This is a genomic window from Streptosporangium sp. NPDC023963 (genome assembly GCF_040639135.1).
Lineage (GTDB): Bacteria > Actinomycetota > Actinomycetes > Streptosporangiales > Streptosporangiaceae > Streptosporangium.
The window spans coordinates 372,210-389,097 of the sequence record NZ_JBEZZK010000005.1; the positions used below are offsets into that span (position 1 = coordinate 372,210).

Here is a 16,888-nt window from a genome sequence, read left to right on the forward strand (position 1 = left end):
AAGGGGAATATATCCGCAGTTCAGACTATGTGGTCAGGTAGGAAGGAAGGGACTGGCCCGTCCGTAATGAGAAACGTAGAGGAGTTCCCTCGCCCGGGTGCAGGCCACGTAGAGCAGGCCGCGTTCCCGCTGGAGATCGTGTGCCCTGGCGGCGGGGTCCTCGCCGACCGGGGTCAGGGAGTCGGGGTCGGGCACGATCCCGTCGGCCACGCCGATCACCGCGACCCGCCGGAACTCCAGTCCCTTCATGGCGTGCAGCGTCGTCACCCGTACCCCCAGATCGCGCAGAGCGGCCCGCGCGTCACGCACGAGGCCGGCGGTCCTGGCGGCCACCGCTATCTCCTCGGGCGTCACGCCCTCATTCACCCACTGTCCCACCTGTGCCACCAGACCCGTCAGCTCATCCTGCGGTGAATCGTAGGCGCGGACCATCGGCCGGAGCCCGTGCCGGGTGCCCCGGAAGCCGTAAAGCTCCTGCACACCCTTGACGAGCCCGTCGGCGGGACCGCCCCCGCGCAACCGGACCCCCCAGGAAAGGATCTCCCGGGGAAGCCGGTACGACACCCGCAGGCGCTGCTGGATCGCGTCGATCCCGACCGCGCCGAGCGTCACCCGCGTGTCGAAGATGCGCTGGTGCGGGTCGCCCACGATGAACATGTCGTCGCGGGCGTGCGGCACCGCCGCCCGCAGCAGCCGCCACTGCGCCGGGTGCAGGTCCTGCGCCTCGTCCACCACGATGTGCCGGTACGGCTCCCGCGCCGGCTCCGCCTCCTCCAGCAGGTCCCCGGTCGTCTGGCCGAGCAGCGTCGACGCCTCGGAGGCCAGCTGCAGCAGGGTCCGCTTGCCGCGCTCGCGCAGCTGCCCGGTGACGTGCTCGACGGCCTTCCACACGGAGGTGCGCTCCCCGGCCGTCAGCTCGACGCTGCGGCCCGGGCGGGGGGCCTCCAGGTATTCGTCCAGGGTCCGCAGGTTCTGCGCCAGGACGACCTGCTCCCACTCGCGCAGCAGGAACGCCGGGCTGTGACCGGTCTCGGTCTCCTCCCAGAGCGCGGTCAGCTCGGCGGCGCCGACCAGGGCGGGCGGGCGGCCCTCGGCCTCGGCGACGATGCGGTGGGCCAGCCGGTCCACGTTGCCGACCTCGATCCGCTTGCGGATCACCTCGTCCTCGATCAGCTGGTCGAGCCTGGTCGCGAGCTCGGCGCTCAGCCCCTGGGAGAAGGTGACGAGCAGGATCTGCCCGCTCGCGCGCCCGGCCAGGTAGGCCGCCCTGTGCAGGGCGACGAGCGTCTTGCCGGTGCCCGCGCCGCCGGTGACCAGCGTCGGCTGCTGGTAGGACTCCCAGTACGCCAGCCGGTGCTGCGGCGGGTGCAGGAACACGCACCAGCCCGGCGCGTCGAGCACGCGGTTCAGCTCGCGCGGGTCGTCGGTGAAGACGGCGCGGTCCGGGCTGCGCAGGAGCGCGGCGCCGAAGTCCTCGGGATTGATCGGCTCGGGGTCCGCGGCGACGGCGCGGCAGTTCTCCAGCTCCCGCCAGGCCCCGGCCATCGACTCGCCCCTGGCGAGCGCCGCCAGCGGCTCGTACTGCGTCGGGGGCAGCAGCGGTTCGAGGGCCTCCAGGGTGAGCTGGTCGGTGATCTGCCTGACCAGCGGCAGGAACCGGCCGTCGACCCCCAGCTCGGCCAGGTCGCTGTCGCAGAAGTCGGAGAACAGTCGCGTCGCGGACGCCTCGGCCGCCCTGCGCACCGCGGGCCGCACCCGGTCCAGCGCCTCGGCGTCCCACATCTCGACCACGCCCAGCGCCGTGTTGACGCCGAACCGGTAGCGCTGCGCGTACGCCCACGCCTCCGCGTCCGGCAGCACGGTCAGCAGCCAGTAGACGTCCCGCTGCTTGACCACGACGCCCCGGTGCCGGTCGGCCAGCCTCAGGGTCGCCACCCTGGGGTCCCTCGCCCCCCTGACCCGTTCGGGGTGCGGGGCGCCCGCCACGTTCTGCAGGAACCTGCGCGCCGAGACCACGACGTCCCGGCGCACCGGCTGGGCCAGGGCGCCGAGTTCGACGGGGAAGTCCGGGGAGATGGCGAGGCGGGGCATGGATCAGGCCAACAGTGACAGGAGATCGCGGTCCCCGCGTTCTCGCAGCCGGGTGAGGAGTTCGGGGGTGGCCACGGGTCCCGTCATGCCGACCCGGGTGGCGATCACCCGCCCGGCCTGCTCGGGGGTGCCGCCCGTCGCGGTGTAGCCGACGAGCCGCAGCGCCCGCGCCGTCGCCTCCACCTCCTCGCCCGCGGCCGGCAGGTGCCTGGCCCGCAGCACGCCCTCGTCCGACAGGGTGAGGAACAGGTGGCTGCCCTCCTTGGCTCCCACGTCCTCCAGGAGCGTCATGAGCGACTCCAGCACGGGCCTGTCCTGCCAGCTGAGAACCAGCTCCCCGACCGCGCTGCTGACCGTGCGGCCGTCACCGGGCGACATCCCGAGGTAGGCGGCGAACCCGCTGGGCAGCGGGCACTCTGCGCCCCCGAGGTGCTCCGCGGTGACGTCGATCCTCAGCCACCAGCGGCCGTCGGGCTGCCGGAAGCAGCGCCTGGTCAGCGAGACGTCCTTCAGCGGGCGGAACGGCGCCTTCCTCGGCTCCCGCCCGGACTCCCCGCCGTTCGTCCCGCCGTTCGCCCCGCCGATTCCGCCGGCCCCGCCGCTCAGGTCGCCGGGCTTCTCCGCGGTCAGGGCCGGGGCGCCGTTCGAGCGCTGGGGAGGCCGCTCGCCCGCGCCGAGGATCCGGAGCTGCGGGACGTTCTCCAGCCACTCCTTGGACACCTCGGGGTGGATGCCCAGCGAGGAGACCATGTCGAGGGCCTTGTTGATGGTGAGCGGCGGCTTGGCGCCGCTGATCATGTCGCGGGTGCGGTGGCGCAGCTCGGTGATGTCGCCCTCCACCAGCCACTCGTCGACCAGGTGGTAGCCGGGGAGGGTGGCCAGCACGAACTGCCAGGCCGGTACGTCGAGGGAGTGCAGCTCCTGGGTGTGCCAGGGGGCCGCGTTGATCAGCCGCTCCCTGGGCGCGGCCTTGCCGAGGATCCCCTTCACCTCCTCCAGGTGCTCCCGGTACGGGGCGGCCTCGTCGGAGGCGGTCCACTCGTCGAGCTCCCTGCGCAGGTCGGCCTCGATGTCGGCGATGACCTCCGGGGGCACCGCGAAGAGCTTGGCCAGCGCCTCCACGGTCGCCGGGGCGTCGCTGAACAGCCTGTTCTGCGCCACCGCCCAGCGCTTGTCCTCCACGTTGGCGAAGACGCCGTCCACCAGCGCGTGCAGGCTCCTCGGCGCCGGCCGCACCGGCGGCCGCGCGGCTCCGCCGTCCTCGTGGTCCTCCGCGCTCTCGTGGTCCTCCGCGTCCTCGTGGCCTTCCGCGCTCTCGTGGTCCTCCGCGTCCTCGTGGCCTTCCGCGCTCTCGTGGCCTTCCGCGCTCTCGTGGTCCTCCGCGCTCTCGTGGCCTTCCGCGTCCTCGTGGTCCTCGTGGCTCTCCGCGACCGGCTCGGGGACGTCCGCCGCCTCGGGGGCGCCTGCGGGTACGGGGTCGCCCGCCCGGTCGTCCTCGGGGCCGTTCTCGCGGCCGTCCACGGATTCGTCCGCGGGCCCGGCGACGCGCCCGGCCTCGGGGACGGCCTCCGCTCCCGCGGGCCCGGCCTCGGCGGCCCTCACGTCCTCGGCGGCGAACCCGGTCTCGGCGGCCCTCACGTCCTCGGGGGCGGCCGCGAACCGCTCTTCCCCCGCGGAGGTGCTCGACGGCCGGTTCTTCCTCGAGGCGGGCTGGAAGAGCGACCCGGGGGCCTCCTGGGGGCCGGCGTCCGGATCCGCCGTGCGACGGGCCTCGGGCACCGGCAGGGCGTCGCGCTCCCGGGGGGGCTTGCGCTTCGGCAGGGCCACTGGCTCGGCGAGGGCCTCCGGCTCCGGCGCGTTCCCGGGATGGCCTGGATGGGAGGCCGCCGCGGCGGGCGGAGCGTCCCGAGCCGGGAGGTCTCCGGCGGCGGACCCGCTCCCGGCGGGCGCGGGCGAGCCCACCGGCCCGGGGGAGGGCTCGGAGGATTCGGAGGTCTCACGCGGGGGGACGGGCGTCCGGGCGGCTCCGGCGGTGAGCGTCGCCGGGACCGGGACCGCGTGGGCGGGGGCCGCCAGGCGCGTGAAGACCGCCGTGAAGAGGGCCTGCAGCAGCGGGACGGGCTGGATGAACGGCTGGTCGCGCAGGTCGTGGCCGGTCAGCGCGAGAAGGCCCGGCCAGGACCCGGCCCGGTCGAGGGCGATGGCCGTGTAGGGCTCGTCCGCGTCGTCCGGGTCCAGGACGTGCAGAGCGGGGAGCACGTCCCCCACGGCGGCGGCCGGCCAGTGGTTCAGGGCGACCGAGGCGAGGATGTCGGCCAGCCTCTCCGGGCCCAGCACGGCGAGCACGCGGGCCATCGGCAGGCTCCGCCACCAAGCGTCCGGTAGGTCGGGCTGTTCGCGCAGAAGTGGGATCGTGGCCGCGTCGCTCCAGCGCAGCGGCGGCACGAGGTCACTCAGACAGAAGTTCATCCGTTCCCTTCACCAGCCCCTCAAGCCGCCCGAGTCACTCCATGTGGCCGGGGAACGAGACTCATGGAACAGACCATAGTCTGGCAAATCGCCGCGGCACATTGGGCCGGTTCAGCGGCGTACGGCCGCGAACCGCAGTCGCACGTAGTCGGCCATCCAACCGGTCTCCCGCCGGAGGGCGGGGGCCGCCAGCTCGTTCACCCGGCGGAGCAGCGGGTCGACCATCTCCGCGGGCACCTCCTTGAGCAGCGAACCCGCGAACATCCGGACCCAGTCGGCCGCCCCGCCGGGGCACTCGTCGAGCGGGGTCGGCCTGTCGAAGTATTCCAGCAGGCGGACGGTGAAGCCGCCCTTCTCCAGCCGTGTGGCGTACTCGGCGGGGGTGGGGAAGTACCACGGCAGGTCGGGCTCGCGCAGCCCGTACTCCCGCCAGGCGGTGGAAAGCGCCGCCGTCAGCGCGGCGCAGTTGCCCGCGCCGCCCATCTCGGCCACGAACCGCCCGCCCGGGGTGAGGGCCTCGCGGACACTGGTGATCACCGCGTCCGGCTCCCGGCCCATCCAGTGCAGGGCGGCGTTGGAGAAGACCGCGTCGTACGGCTGGGCCACCGTGAAGTCGCGGCCGTCGCCGACGATGAAGTCCAGCCCCGGATACTGGGCCAGGGCCTTCTCGATCATCGCCTGCGAGCCGTCGATCCCCAGGACGCGGGCGCCCCGGGAGGTGATCTCGGCCGTCAGCATCCCGGTGCCGCAGCCGAGATCCACGATGCGTTCCCCCGGTTGCGGGTCGAGAAGCTCGACCAGGGGGGCGCCGTGCGCCGAAACGTACCCAAAGCTGCTGTCATACGCGCGAGCGCTCCACCTCATCGAGCTCGGGGTGTCGTATCGCAAGACGATCAGCTCACATTCTGAGACGCGAGGCTTCCTGTCGGCCTCTCCAGACACTTTAGAGCCTCTGGGAAGTCACGACATATCAGTCTCGGCAGCCTCAGGTTCATCTCACCTTCTTGACCCATTCGCGCTGAAGGTAGGCCCTGGCCCTGTCGATCTCCGGGATGGTGAGGATCACCGGCTTCGCGCTGGTCGCGGGCAGTTTCGCGGCCAGCTCGCGGTCGAGGGTGCCGCGCATCTGCAGGGCCTCCATCCTGGCCGGGCGGGCATAGCCCTTCAGGAACAGGTTCTGTCCCCTGTCGGAGAACAGGAACTCCTGCCAGAGCCGGGCCGCGGCCGGGTGCGGGGCCTGCTTGTTGACGGCCTGGACGTAGTACGCGCCGAGCACGGCGTCACCGGGAATCGCGACCTTCCACGCCTTGTCGACGGCGGCCCGCTCGGCGTTGTGGTAGTCCCAGTCGACGAGCACCGAGGCCGCCTTGGGCGTGGCCGCGAGATTGCCCTCGCCCTTGAGGCGGTGGAAGAACTCCACGCCCCGCTCGGCCCTCGCCTCGCCGCCCCTCAGGGAGACGGCCATCACCCCGTTGAAGGCCGCGGAGACCTCCCGGGGGTCGCCGGGCAGCGCGACGCTGTGTCCTGGTTTGAGCAGGTCGGAGAAGGAGGCGGGGGCCGCGACCTTGCTCGGGTCGTAGCCGATGGACATGTAGCCGCCGTACCCGGCGTACCAGAGGCCCCTGTGGTCCTTCAGGCGGTCGGGGATGTCCTGCCAGCCCTGGACCCTGTACGGGGCGAAGAGGGCGGACTTGGCCGCGGCGACGTCCATGCTCAGGTCGAACACGTCCGGCTTGAGCTCGGCCGCGGCGGCGATCTCCCTCGCGCTGCTGGCGTCGGGCTCCAGCTGGTTGACCTTGATCCCGTACTCCTCGGAGAAGGTGTCGATGATCTCGCCGTAGTTGACCCAGTCGCGCGGCAGCGCGATCACCGTGAGTGCCCCCTCCTTCCTGGCCGCCTCGACGAGGCGCTCCATCGTCGAGAAACCCTCCTTCAGGGAGGCGGCCTGCGTGTTGAGAGGCGGGAATTGGACGTTCTGAGGAGCCGGGGCGCCACATCCGGCGATCGTGGCCGTGAGGATCACGGCGGCTGCGGCGCTGGTACGTACGGTCACGAACGGAATACTCTCCGCTGTCATTCGTCTGGTCGAGCAGGCGCGACCCTTATTGGCGAACGGCTTACACGTGTCTTGGCGAGTGGCTTACCCGGCGCGGTCCGGCCGTCGTCCGCGCGCGCCGCGCGGGAACTCCGCCGGTGCCCGAGAGCCGGTGCCGGAGAGCCGGTGCCCAGGTCGGCGGGGTGGGCCGCTCCGCTCAGGCGCGCGGGCGCGGGGACTCCGGGACGACCTTCGCCGCGGCGAGCGTCTCCTCGTCGATTTCCACCAGGGTGCCGTTTCGCCTGCGGACGCCGAGCACGCCGTCCCGCCAGAATTCCAGCTCACCCACCGCGTCGCGGAACCCTTCAGGAACCCGTCTCCGAGTGGTGACTCTTTTGCCCACGTCGGAAGGGGTTATGGTGATGTTCAGGCGAGCGCTGAAACCAAGGGCCATCGGCTTTTGCCCCCTCCCGTTTCAGACAGATGGCAGGCACGGCAATACTAGGGCGTAGCAACTCGCGGTCGAAGTCGTGCCTAGGTGCGTTAAGAAGAAGGAGCCCGAGGTGACCTACGTCATCGCGCAGCCTTGCGTGGACGTCCTGGACAAGGCGTGCATCGAGGAGTGCCCCGTCGATTGCATCTACGAGGGTGAGCGGATGCTCTACATCCACCCCGACGAATGCGTCGACTGCGGCGCGTGCGAACCCGTCTGTCCGGTGGAGGCCATCTTCTACGAGGACGACCTGCCCGAACAGTGGAAGGACTTCTACAAGGCGAACGTGGACTTCTTCGAGGACCTGGGGTCGCCCGGCGGCGCCTCCAAGGTCGGCAAGATCGAGAAGGACCACCCGGTCGTCGCGGCCCTGCCCCCGCAGGCCGAGAGCCACTAGGAGCGGGTGCCGGAGGGGGGCGGCCACGACGGCCGTCCCCCTCCGGTCCCGCCTCCGGCAGACCCGCCCCAGCGAAGGACGACGGCTGATCACCATGAACGCCATTCCCGACCCGTCAGAGGCCACGAGCGTCCCGGCGAGGTTCCGATGAACGGTTTGCCGGACTTCCCGTGGGACCGGCTCACGCCGCTGAAGGAGCTCGCGGCGTCGCACCCCGACGGGATCGTCGACCTGTCGGTGGGCACTCCCGTCGACCCGGTGCCCGCCGTCGTGCGGCAGGCCCTCGCGGACGCCTCGGACAGTCCCGGATACCCGCTGACGTACGGCACCGAGCGCCTTCGCTCGGCCGCCGCCGGGTGGCTGCGACGCAGGCACGGCGTGGTCCTCGACCAGGCGGACGTGCTGCCGCTGATCGGTTCCAAGGAGTTCGTGGCCTGGCTGCCGACGCTGCTCGGCGTCGGTCCGGGGCAGCGGGTGATCCTCCCCGAGCTGGCCTACCCCACCTACGACGTGGGAGCGCGCCTCGCGGGCGCCGAACCGTACGCCACCGACGGGCTGCTCGCGCTCGGCCCCGAGCGGGTGCCCCTGGTCTGGGTGAACTCCCCGTCCAACCCGACCGGCAGGGTCCTGCCCGCCGAGCACCTGCGCAAGGTCGTCTCGTGGGCGCGCGAGCACGGCGCGGTCGTGGCCTCCGACGAGTGCTACATCGAGCTGGGCTGGGAGGAGCGGCCGGTCTCGATCCTGCACCCGGACGTCTGCGGCGGCTCGCACGAGGGCCTGCTCGCGGTGCACTCGCTGTCCAAGCGCTCCAACCTGGCCGGTTACCGGGCCGGGTTCGTCGCGGGCGATCCCGTGCTGGTCAAGCGGCTGCTGGAGATACGCAAGCACGCGGGCATGATCATGCCCGCGCCGGTCCAGGCGGCGATGGCCGTGGCCCTGGACGACGACGCGCACGCCGAGGAGCAGCGGGCCCGCTACGCCGCCCGCCGCGCGGCGCTGCGTCCCGCGCTGGAGGCGGCCGGCTGGAAGATCGAGCACTCCACCGCGGGCCTGTACCTGTGGGCGTCCGACGGGGCCGGCTGCTGGGACCAGGTCCGCGCGCTGGCCGACAGGGGAATCCTGGTCGCACCCGGCGACTTCTACGGGACCGCGGGCGAGCGGCACATCAGGATCGCCGTGACGGCCGGTGACGAACGCATCAGTGCGGCGGTGCGCCGCCTCCAGTAGGATCGCGCGGCATGACCACCGAGGTCGCCGTGATACTCGGATTGAGTGTGGCCACGCTCGTCCTGCTGCTCGGCGCGTTCTTCGCGACGACGCGCCAGGACAGGAAGGCCGGCGATTCCGAGCGTTCCGGCGAGACCCCCCTCCCCTCGGTTGAGGCCGCGCAGCCGCAGGCCCAACCGTCCATGGGCCGTGTCGGCATCGACTACCCCGACCCCCGCACGATCAAGGTCGGTGACACGATCGACTGTCAGGGGGTGCGCAGCCGCGTCCTCGGCGCCCTGTACCTGTCCTGGCAGGGCAGCCAGTGGACCGAGTACCTCCTCGACGACGGCACCCGGCGCTACCACTGGCTGTCGATCCAGATGCGCGAGGGCCTGGCCGGCGAACCGCCGCACCTGGAGGTGCTGCTGTGGACGCCGGTGCCCACCGAGGGCATGATCCCCGCCAAGGCCACGCTGAGTGTCGAGGGGGTCGACTTCTTCCCCGTCGACCGGGGCACCGCGGCCTTCCGCGGGGAGGGCGTCACCTCGATGCCCGAGCGGGGCCTGCTCGACTTCGCCGACTACCGGGCCGCCGACGGCCGCCTGCTCAGCTTCGAACGCCTCCAGGGCAAGCGCTGGACCTCCTCCCACGCCCAGCCCCTCGCCCCCGGCACGATCAGGATCGAGAAGAAGAAGGGCGGCTAGGAGAGCTCGACCTTCCCGGCGGAGGACCCCGGCTCGGCCTTCCAGCCGTCGTGGCCCTTCGCAGAGACCCATGACTGGCCGTCGTAGCGGATCCTGGACAGCCCGAACGTCTTGGCGTGCGCCATCGACCAGGCGGCCACCAGCCAGCCGCGCCTGCGCGAGGGGGCCTCGAAGGCGTCCCCGGGCCCCAGGGCCCTGGCGAGCCTGCGCCCGGCCCCCCGCTCGTCGGGGAGAGGGGTCTTGCCCGCCGGGGCGGGGAACCAGCAGTGCACGGCCTTGGGCACGCGCCCGGTGAACCCCGCGGCGAGGATCTTCCCGTCGTCCTCGTGCTGGGCGTACGCCGTCCCGTCGGCCGAGCGCTGCACCTCCTGGGCCGCCTCGTGGAGCGGCAGCTTCCGGTAGCCCTTCACCTTCACCAGCGCGGCGAAGAACTTCCCCGAGGCGTAGACGGGGTCGACGAGCTGCTTGGGAGTGCCCCAGCCCTGGGAGGGGCGCTGCTGGAACACGCCGACCGAGTCGCGGTCGCCGCCCGTCAGGTTCTCCAGCTTGGACTCCTGCATGGCGGTGGCGTAGGCGATCACCACGGCCCGCTCGGGCAGCTTCCTGCGGGCCGCCACGGCCGCGATGACCGCCGCCACCTTGGCCTGTTCGAGATCCAGCTCCAGCGAGCCCTCCGGCGTCGTGATCTTGCATCCCTCGCCGAAGTCGACGAGCGGTGTCACCCGCCTGAGCAAGATGAAGAGACCCACGGTGATGGCCACCGCGAGCACGGTCACGATCACGATGATCGCGATGACCCCTTTTGAGAAGCGCCGTCGCACGGTCAAGAACCTACAGGTCCCCAGCGATTGCGCGGTCTGGTAGAACCCCGCGAACATAGGCTCCGGGCCATGACCCAGAGCGATGCCAGCCCGTTGCCCGCGGCCGTCGACGAGCTGTGGTGGCGCAGGGCCGAGCTGAGCCCCGCCGACGCCGAGGCCCGTGCCGTCGTGGTGAGCGCCGTGGACATGCTCGACAGCGGCAAGGCCAGGGTGGCCGAGGTCTCCCGCACCGGCGAGGTGGTCGTGGACGAGCGCGCCCGGCGGGCCGTCATGCTCGCGTTCCGGGTGCTCGGCATGGCCAGGTCCCAGGTGGGCGACTTCCACCACCACGACCGCGTCCCGCTGAAGACCTCCGTCGAGGGGGTGCGCGTCGTGCCGGGGGCGATCGCCCGCTGGGGCTCCTACCTGGCGCCGGGCGTCGTGCTGATGCCCTCGTTCGTCGACATCGGCGCCCACGTGGACGAGGGCAGCACGGTCGGCACCTGGGTCTCGATCGGCGTGGGTGTCCAGATCGGCAGGAACGTCCGCCTGTCCGGGGGAGCCGGTGTCGGCGAGACCGGCGGCCGGGACGGCGCGGAGGACCCCCGCGCCACCGGGGAGCCGTCGGGGACGGTGCCCGTGGTCGTCGAGGACGGCGCGCTGATCGGCGGAGGGGCCGTGATCGTCGACGGGGCCCGCGTGGGCCGGGGCGCCGTGGTCGGCGCCGGGACGGTCCTGTCGGGCTCGACCCCGGTCGTCGACGTGCGGACGGGTGAGGAACTGGGCCGCGGGCGCGTCCCCGACTGGTGCGTGGCGACCGGAGGCACCCGGTGGCGCGAGTTTCCCGGCGGCGGCTTCGGTCTGCGCTGCGTCCTGGTGCTCGAACGCCTGGAGGAGGGCCACCGGCCCGGCAGGGCCGAACTCGACCGCCTCCTGCACGGGTGACCGCCTCCCGCGCGAGCGGGGCCGGGACGGGCCGGATCCCGTACGAGTACTAGGGTCGCGGGCATGAGTACGCGTCTGGACCTCACGCAGGATGTCGGGGAGCTCACCGCCGGGATCGTGGACGTCGAGTCGGTCAGCGGCGGCGAGAAGGCCCTGGCCGACGCCGTGGAGGAGGCACTGCGGTCGCTCCGGCACCTGACCGTCGAGCGCGACGGCGACTCGGTCGTGGCCCGCACCAACCTGGGCCGCGGCGAGCGGGTGGTGATCGCCGGACACCTCGACACCGTCCCCGTCGTCGGCAACCTGCCCAGCCGGGTCGAGGGCGACCGGCTGTACGGCTGCGGCACCTCGGACATGAAGGCCGGCGTCGCGGTCGCCCTGAAACTGGCGGCCGCCCTTCCCGAGCCCGGCAGGGACGTGACCTACGTCTTCTACGACTGCGAGGAGATCGAGGCCGAGCGCAACGGCCTGCTCCGGCTCAGCCGCAGCCACCCCGACTGGCTCGCGGGTGACTTCGCCGTGCTCATGGAGCCCACCGACGGCGTGATCGAGGGCGGTTGCCAGGGCACGCTCAGGGCCCAGATCGTCACCCGGGGCAAGCGGTCGCACAGCGCCAGGTCCTGGCTCGGGGTCAACGCCATTCACGCGGCCCAGCCGGTGCTCGCGATCCTGAACGCCTACCGGGCCAGGCTTCCCGTCGTGGACGGGCTGGAGTACCACGAGGGCCTGAACGCGGTGGGCATCGGCGGCGGCGTCGCGGGCAACGTGATCCCCGACGAGTGCGTGGTGACCGTGAACTACCGCTTCGCCCCCGACCTGTCGCTGGACGAGGCACGCGCCCACGTGAGCGAGGTGTTCGAGGGGTACGAGGTCCGCTTCACCGACGCCGCCGCCGCCGCGCGGCCCGGCCTGACCCATCCGGTGGCGGCTGCCTTCGTCGACGCCGTCGGCGGCACGCCGCGCGCCAAGCTCGGCTGGACCGACGTCTCGCTCTTCTCCGGCCTGGGCGTGCCCGCGGTCAACTACGGTCCCGGAGATCCGAATCTGGCGCACCAGAAGGACGAGTTCGTCTCGTTGAGCAAGATCGCCGACTGCGAGCGCGGAATGCTCGGCTGGCTGTCCTGAGAGAGGCGGGGCCCTGTTCTGAAAGGGAAGGATCCCGCCGGAGCCGGTGCGCCGTTCGCGAGGCCCCCGGTAGGCGGGACCCCTCGGTGCGCGTGACCCGGGAGGGGCCGGTACAAATGAAAGTGGCTTTCCTCGCCGGCCATTTGGCGGGGAAAGCCACTTTCAGTCCCGAGCAGCACCCTCGTGCAGTTAGACGCACCCTGTTCAAAATCCGGTTCCATGTTTTCATGGAGATTTTTCAAGATTTTTCTGGGACGGCGCTACGGTGACCCGCATGAAGAAAACACGTCCGGAACGTCGTCAGGGAGCCGCGGTGGTTCGCGGCGATCTCGTCTCCGACTCCACCCACGACCAGCGGCTTCTTGATCGGAGGGGGCCGGCCGACTGGCTGCACATGGATCCGTGGCGGGTGATGCGCATCCAGGCCGAGTTCGTCGAGGGCTTCGGCCAGCTCGCCGAACTGCCCCAGGCGGTGACCGTCTTCGGGTCCGCGCGCACCCCCGTGGACAGCCCCGAGTACGAGATGGGGATCCAGCTGGGCCGCAAGCTGTCCGAGGCGGGCTACGCCGTGATCACCGGTGGCGGCCCCGGCTGCATGGAGGCCGCCAACAAGGGGGCCGTGGAGGCGGAGGGCGTCTCGGTGGGCCTGGGCATCGAGCTGCCCTTCGAGCAGAGCATGAACGAGTACGTCGACCTCGGCATCGAGTTCCGCTACTTCTTCGTCCGCAAGACCATGTTCGTGAAGTACTCCTGCGGATTCGTCACGCTGCCCGGCGGTTTCGGCACCATGGACGAGCTCTTCGAGGCGCTCACCCTGGTCCAGACCCAGAAGGTCACCTCCTTCCCGGTGGTGCTCATGGGAACGGAGTTCTGGGGCGGCCTGCTCGACTGGATCAAGAACACTCTCATGGGGACGGGAAAGATCTCTCCGGCGGACGTTGATCTCATTCACGTCACCGACGACGTGGACGAGGCGGTCCGGATCATCGTCGAGGCCGACAACAACAGGGGCGGGCGACTGGAGGACGAGCGGAAGGCCGCCATGACCACGGTCGGCGACGCCGAATAAGGTCGGCACGTGTTCATTTGTGTATTCCTCGCATCGAGTCAGAAGATCGACAAGAAGTATCTGGAGCTGGCGGAGCAGGTCGGCTCCGAGCTCGCCGGCCGGGGGCACGCCCTGGTGAGCGGCGGGGCCAGGATCTCCTGCATGGGCGCCGTGGCCCGCGCGGCCCGCGCGGGCGGCGCCCGCACCATCGGGGTGATCCCCCAGGCGCTGGTGGACATCGAGCTCGCGGACGAGGACGCCGACGAGCTGGTGGTCACCACCGACATGCGTGAGCGCAAGGGGGTGATGGACGCCCGCTCCGACGCCTTCCTGGTGCTGCCCGGGGGCATCGGGACGCTGGAGGAGCTGTTCGAGATCTGGACGTCCCGCACGCTCGGCCTGCACGACAAGCCGCTGGTGATCCTCGATCCCTGGGGGATCTACGCGCCGCTGCGGGAGCTGGTGGAGGGCATGGACGAGGCGGGCTTCACCCGCCCGAACGTCTTCGACGCCATCTCCTGGACCACCACGGTCGACGAGGCGTTCCGGCTGCTGGAGAAGTCGACCAGGCACCTGGAGCCGAGCCCGGAGGAGCTAGGCGAGGCCACGGCGGGTTAGCGCGGGCGGGCGCCGCCCGGCGAGGGAGTCGGTCATCTCGACCGCGAGCCGCACCTGGTCGGCGCGGTCCGTACGGAAGACCCGGGCGCCGGCCCAGGCGCAGATCGAGGCCGCGGTGAGTTCCGCGGCCTCGGCGTCCCGCTCCCTCACGACGGCGGTTCCGGCGTCCCCGCCGACGTCCGCCCCGGTGTTCTCGATGTTCCCGGTGTTCCCGGTGTTCCCGCCGCGCGCGGCGGTTTCGGCGGCGGCCAGCCGGGCGGGGGTGACGACCACGGTGTGCCCGGCACGGACGAGCTCCTCGACCTCCCCGACCGAACGGGCCTCGACCCAGCCGGGTTCACCCCGGTCACCGGGTCCGAGCACGACGAACATCATGATCCGATCCTAGGCCAGTGGAGATGTGGCACGATTCGTATGTGCTGGTCGTATTAGCTTTCGCTGCCGTAGCCGTCATCGCCGGTGTCACGGTGGTCGCCATGGGCCGGGGAGGCGAGCTGAGTGAGTTCGCCCCCGACGTGCCCCCGCTGAACCTGCCCCAGGCGGGTCAGCTCGGCGCGGTCGACTTCATGGCCCTCCAGCTTCCGGTGAGCCTCGTCGGATACAACACGCAGAGCGTGGACGAGACCCTGAACCGGGTCGCCGGGGCCCTGAGCGAGCGTGACACCAGGATCGCCGTGCTGGAGCAGCGGGTGTCGGAACTGCTCGCCGGCAGGCTCCAGGCCCGCCACGAGCTCAACCCCGGCTCCCCGCCTCCTCAGCGCGGGCTCGAGGCGCCGTACGAGTTCCCCGCCGGGGACGGCTTCGGGGCGGCCGAGGAGCTGTCCAACGGGTCGCCGGCCGAGCGCGAGCCCGAGGGGTCCGGTGAGCCCTCCGGGCCGGAGAAGGCTCCCAAGGCCACTGGGACCGCCGGGACGGCCGAGGGCGGCACGTCGTCCGGTGTGTCGCCGTTCGCCAGGCCGTCCGAGCCGGCCGAACCGCTTGAGCCGGCCGAACCGTCCGGGTCGTCCGAACCGTTCGGGTCGTCCGAACCGGAGAAGCTTCTCGAGACAGCTGAGACCGCCGGGACGGCCGAGGCCGCCGCGCCGTCCGACCTGTCGCGGTTCGCCAGACCGTCCGAACCGTCCGATCCGTCCTCAGTGCCGGATTCGCCGTCATCGCCCTCCTCTTCCGGGGCTTCCGGGGCTTCCGGGGCTTCGGATTCCGGGACCTCGGACTCGAAGGAGTCGTCTCCCGGTTCCGTCGGCCTTCGTACGGGGGAGCGGCAGGAGACGGAGGACCCGCGGTGACCGAGACCTCGCGGGTCGCGGGCGGCGTCGAGGCCGTAGAACCCGCGGAGGCCGCAGTGGCTGTGGGGGCTGTGGGGGCCGTGGAGCTCGTGCGCTGTGGCTGGGCGACCTCCGCCCCCGACTACGTCGCCTACCACGACGATGAGTGGGGCCGTCCGGTCACCGGCGACGACCGGGTTTTCGAGCGGATCGCGCTGGAGTCGTTCCAGTCCGGCCTGTCGTGGATCACCATCCTGCGCAAGCGGGAGAACTTCCGCAGGGCCTTCGAGGGGTTCTCCATCCCGGCCGTGGCCGGATTCGGCGACGAGGACGTCGCCCGCCTGCTCGGCGACGCGGGCATCGTCAGGAACCGGGCCAAGATCGAGGCGACGATCGCCAACGCGCGGGCCGCGCTCGGCATCGGCCTGTCCGACCTCGTCTGGAAGCACGCGGACCCGGGCGCGCCCGTCCCGAAGACCCTGGCGGACGTGCCCGCCCAGACCGCCGGTTCCAAGGCCCTGGCCAAGGACCTCAAGGCGCGCGGCTTCCGTTTCATCGGCCCGACCACCGCCTACGCGCTGATGCAGGCCATCGGCCTGGTCAACGATCACCTGGCCGACTGCTGGACACGCCGGGCCTGACGCCCCCGCGCCGGGGCGGCCCCGGAAGCCGCCGCCGGCCCTCGAACCCGGCGCCTCCAGAAGTCCGCGCCCCCAGAGCCTTCGCGGTTCGCGGCCCCGGCGTCGGCGCCCCCCGACGTCCGAGGTCTTCGAGGTCAGCGCCCCTCGAAGGAGGTCAGCGCCCCTCGAAGACGGGGCGCTCCTTGGCGAGGAAGGCGCGGGTCGCGTTCAGGTGGTCGCCGGTCCTGGCACAGGCGTCCTGGAGATCGGCCTCCAGCTCCAGGGCCTCGGCCAGGGAACTGGTCGCGGCGAACCGCAGGGCGCGTTTGGTCGCCGCGTAGGCGCTCGTGGGGCCCTGCGCCAGCCGTACGGCCAGAGCGCGGGCCGCGGTGTCCAGCTCGCCGGCCGGGACGACCCGCGAGACGACCCCGAGCTCGAGCGCACGGTCCGCGCCGAAGGGCTCGCCGAGCAGCAGGAGTTCGGCCGCGCGCGCCGGGCCGACCAGGCGCTGGAGGGTCCAGGAGGCGCCGGAGTCGGGGGCCAGGCCGATCCCGGAGAAGGCCGTCGCGAATCTGGCCCTCTCCGAGGCGATCCGCAGGTCGCACGCGAAGGCCAGGGAGGCGCCCGCGCCCGCGGCGACGCCGTTCACCGCCGCGACGACCGGCTTGTCCATCTCGGCGATCGTTCGGACGACCGGGTTGTAGTGCGTGCGCACGGTCCCGTCCAGCCCCCGGCCGGCCTCCAGGTTCGCGGCGTGTTCCGTCAGGTCCTGGCCGGCGCAGAACGCCCGTCCCGACCCGGTCAGCACCACCGCCCGCACCGAGGACGCCCGCGCCGCCGAGGTCAGCGCCTCCAGCAGGGCGGTCTTCGCCCGGACCGTCAGCGCGTTCATCGCCTCCGGCCGGTTGAGGACGATGGTGGCGACGGCGTCGTCGACGGAGTAGAGGACGTCGTTCAACGAATGCTCCTTCCGGACGTCCCGGCCTCGCCCGAGGGCTCACCGGGACCCTGCCTGTAAGGGGGGTGTCGGTACGGGGGCGTCCGTGCGGCTCCGCCGGGCCCGCGCGGC

Annotated in this window: 17 protein-coding genes; 9 read left to right on the plus strand and 8 right to left on the minus strand. The window is 72.0% G+C overall.

Features of this window, described 5'->3' with window-relative positions; translation table 11 throughout:
• Positions 1 to 33: 33 nt before the first annotated feature.
• From AB0F88_RS19320 to AB0F88_RS19340, 5 genes are all read right to left on the minus strand, one after another.
• Positions 34 to 2,091 (minus strand): UvrD-helicase domain-containing protein, encoded by a 2,058-nt coding sequence (locus AB0F88_RS19320; RefSeq protein ID WP_362685285.1) that lies wholly within the window; start codon positions 2,089 to 2,091, stop codon positions 34 to 36.
• A gap of 3 nt (positions 2,092 to 2,094) precedes the next feature.
• Positions 2,095 to 4,560, minus strand: a complete 2,466-nt coding sequence (locus AB0F88_RS19325) for a hypothetical protein (protein WP_362685288.1) — start codon at positions 4,558 to 4,560, stop codon at positions 2,095 to 2,097.
• 111 nt (positions 4,561 to 4,671) lie between these two features.
• On the minus strand, positions 4,672 to 5,424 hold the full coding sequence (locus tag AB0F88_RS19330; protein WP_362685291.1) for a methyltransferase domain-containing protein: 753 nt from the start codon (positions 5,422 to 5,424) through the stop codon (positions 4,672 to 4,674).
• Between the two features lie 127 nt (positions 5,425 to 5,551).
• Positions 5,552 to 6,613: an ABC transporter substrate-binding protein gene (locus AB0F88_RS19335; protein ID WP_362685294.1), complete on the minus strand. Its 1,062-nt coding sequence runs from the start codon at positions 6,611 to 6,613 to the stop codon at positions 5,552 to 5,554.
• Positions 6,614 to 6,812: 199 nt separating this feature from the next.
• Positions 6,813 to 6,944, minus strand: coding sequence for a hypothetical protein (locus AB0F88_RS19340; RefSeq protein ID WP_344921291.1), 132 nt, complete (start codon positions 6,942 to 6,944; stop codon positions 6,813 to 6,815).
• Between the two features lie 214 nt (positions 6,945 to 7,158).
• Between AB0F88_RS19340 and fdxA the strand changes: the two genes are divergently transcribed.
• The 3 genes from fdxA (at position 7,159) to AB0F88_RS19355 (ending at position 9,398) form a co-directional block, all read left to right on the plus strand.
• The gene (fdxA, locus tag AB0F88_RS19345; RefSeq protein WP_344902423.1) at positions 7,159 to 7,485 is read left to right on the plus strand and encodes a ferredoxin; all 327 of its coding nucleotides are present in this window, start codon (positions 7,159 to 7,161) and stop codon (positions 7,483 to 7,485) included.
• 147 nt (positions 7,486 to 7,632) lie between these two features.
• Positions 7,633 to 8,712 (plus strand): succinyldiaminopimelate transaminase, encoded by a 1,080-nt coding sequence (gene dapC, locus AB0F88_RS19350; RefSeq protein ID WP_362685297.1) that lies wholly within the window; start codon positions 7,633 to 7,635, stop codon positions 8,710 to 8,712.
• Between the two features lie 11 nt (positions 8,713 to 8,723).
• Positions 8,724 to 9,398: a DUF4178 domain-containing protein gene (locus tag AB0F88_RS19355; RefSeq protein WP_362685300.1), complete on the plus strand. Its 675-nt coding sequence runs from the start codon at positions 8,724 to 8,726 to the stop codon at positions 9,396 to 9,398.
• On the opposite strand, the gene AB0F88_RS19360 is transcribed toward AB0F88_RS19355, so the two are convergent.
• Positions 9,395 to 10,219, minus strand: a complete 825-nt coding sequence (locus AB0F88_RS19360; protein WP_362685303.1) for a hypothetical protein — start codon at positions 10,217 to 10,219, stop codon at positions 9,395 to 9,397. The genes AB0F88_RS19355 and AB0F88_RS19360 overlap by 4 nt on opposite strands.
• Positions 10,220 to 10,288: 69 nt before the next feature.
• Between AB0F88_RS19360 and AB0F88_RS19365 the strand changes: the two genes are divergently transcribed.
• The 4 genes from AB0F88_RS19365 to AB0F88_RS19380 all read left to right on the plus strand — a co-directional run bounded on the left by AB0F88_RS19365 (position 10,289) and on the right by AB0F88_RS19380 (position 13,934).
• Entirely contained in the window at positions 10,289 to 11,143 is an 855-nt protein-coding gene (locus AB0F88_RS19365) for a 2,3,4,5-tetrahydropyridine-2,6-dicarboxylate N-succinyltransferase (RefSeq protein WP_362685306.1), read from the plus strand.
• 63 nt (positions 11,144 to 11,206) lie between these two features.
• Entirely contained in the window at positions 11,207 to 12,268 is a 1,062-nt protein-coding gene (gene dapE, locus AB0F88_RS19370) for a succinyl-diaminopimelate desuccinylase (RefSeq protein WP_362685309.1), read from the plus strand.
• Between the two features lie 274 nt (positions 12,269 to 12,542).
• Positions 12,543 to 13,337, plus strand: a complete 795-nt coding sequence (locus AB0F88_RS19375) for a TIGR00730 family Rossman fold protein (RefSeq protein ID WP_362685311.1) — start codon at positions 12,543 to 12,545, stop codon at positions 13,335 to 13,337.
• 9 nt (positions 13,338 to 13,346) lie between these two features.
• The gene (locus tag AB0F88_RS19380; protein WP_362685313.1) at positions 13,347 to 13,934 is read left to right on the plus strand and encodes a TIGR00730 family Rossman fold protein; all 588 of its coding nucleotides are present in this window, start codon (positions 13,347 to 13,349) and stop codon (positions 13,932 to 13,934) included.
• On the opposite strand, the gene AB0F88_RS19385 is transcribed toward AB0F88_RS19380, so the two are convergent.
• Positions 13,911 to 14,309, minus strand: a complete 399-nt coding sequence (locus AB0F88_RS19385) for a hypothetical protein (RefSeq protein WP_362685316.1) — start codon at positions 14,307 to 14,309, stop codon at positions 13,911 to 13,913. The genes AB0F88_RS19380 and AB0F88_RS19385 overlap by 24 nt on opposite strands.
• A 23-nt stretch (positions 14,310 to 14,332) precedes the next feature.
• Here AB0F88_RS19385 and AB0F88_RS19390 point away from each other — a divergent pair, with 23 nt between their 5' ends.
• On the plus strand, positions 14,333 to 15,220 hold the full coding sequence (locus AB0F88_RS19390) for a hypothetical protein (protein WP_362685319.1): 888 nt from the start codon (positions 14,333 to 14,335) through the stop codon (positions 15,218 to 15,220).
• A 56-nt stretch (positions 15,221 to 15,276) separates the two neighbouring features.
• Entirely contained in the window at positions 15,277 to 15,840 is a 564-nt protein-coding gene (locus AB0F88_RS19395; RefSeq protein ID WP_362685608.1) for a DNA-3-methyladenine glycosylase I, read from the plus strand.
• 154 nt (positions 15,841 to 15,994) lie between these two features.
• Here AB0F88_RS19395 and AB0F88_RS19400 read toward each other — a convergent pair whose 3' ends face one another.
• Positions 15,995 to 16,777, minus strand: a complete 783-nt coding sequence (locus tag AB0F88_RS19400; RefSeq protein ID WP_362685321.1) for an enoyl-CoA hydratase-related protein — start codon at positions 16,775 to 16,777, stop codon at positions 15,995 to 15,997.
• Positions 16,778 to 16,888 lie beyond the last annotated feature (111 nt).

Coding starts and splice junctions, on each gene's coding strand:
- AB0F88_RS19355 (WP_362685300.1), top strand. CDS start 8,724: ATGACCACCGAGGTCGCCGTGATACTCGGATTGAGTGTGGCCACGCTC.
- AB0F88_RS19365 (WP_362685306.1), top strand. CDS start 10,289: ATGACCCAGAGCGATGCCAGCCCGTTGCCCGCGGCCGTCGACGAGCTG.
- AB0F88_RS19390 (WP_362685319.1), top strand. CDS start 14,333: ATGTGGCACGATTCGTATGTGCTGGTCGTATTAGCTTTCGCTGCCGTA.
- dapE (WP_362685309.1), top strand. CDS start 11,207: ATGAGTACGCGTCTGGACCTCACGCAGGATGTCGGGGAGCTCACCGCC.
- AB0F88_RS19375 (WP_362685311.1), top strand. CDS start 12,543: ATGAAGAAAACACGTCCGGAACGTCGTCAGGGAGCCGCGGTGGTTCGC.
- AB0F88_RS19330 (WP_362685291.1), bottom strand. CDS start 5,424: ATGAGGTGGAGCGCTCGCGCGTATGACAGCAGCTTTGGGTACGTTTCG.
- dapC (WP_362685297.1), top strand. CDS start 7,633: ATGAACGGTTTGCCGGACTTCCCGTGGGACCGGCTCACGCCGCTGAAG.
- AB0F88_RS19320 (WP_362685285.1), bottom strand. CDS start 2,091: ATGCCCCGCCTCGCCATCTCCCCGGACTTCCCCGTCGAACTCGGCGCC.
- AB0F88_RS19385 (WP_362685316.1), bottom strand. CDS start 14,309: ATGATGTTCGTCGTGCTCGGACCCGGTGACCGGGGTGAACCCGGCTGG.
- AB0F88_RS19325 (WP_362685288.1), bottom strand. CDS start 4,560: ATGAACTTCTGTCTGAGTGACCTCGTGCCGCCGCTGCGCTGGAGCGAC.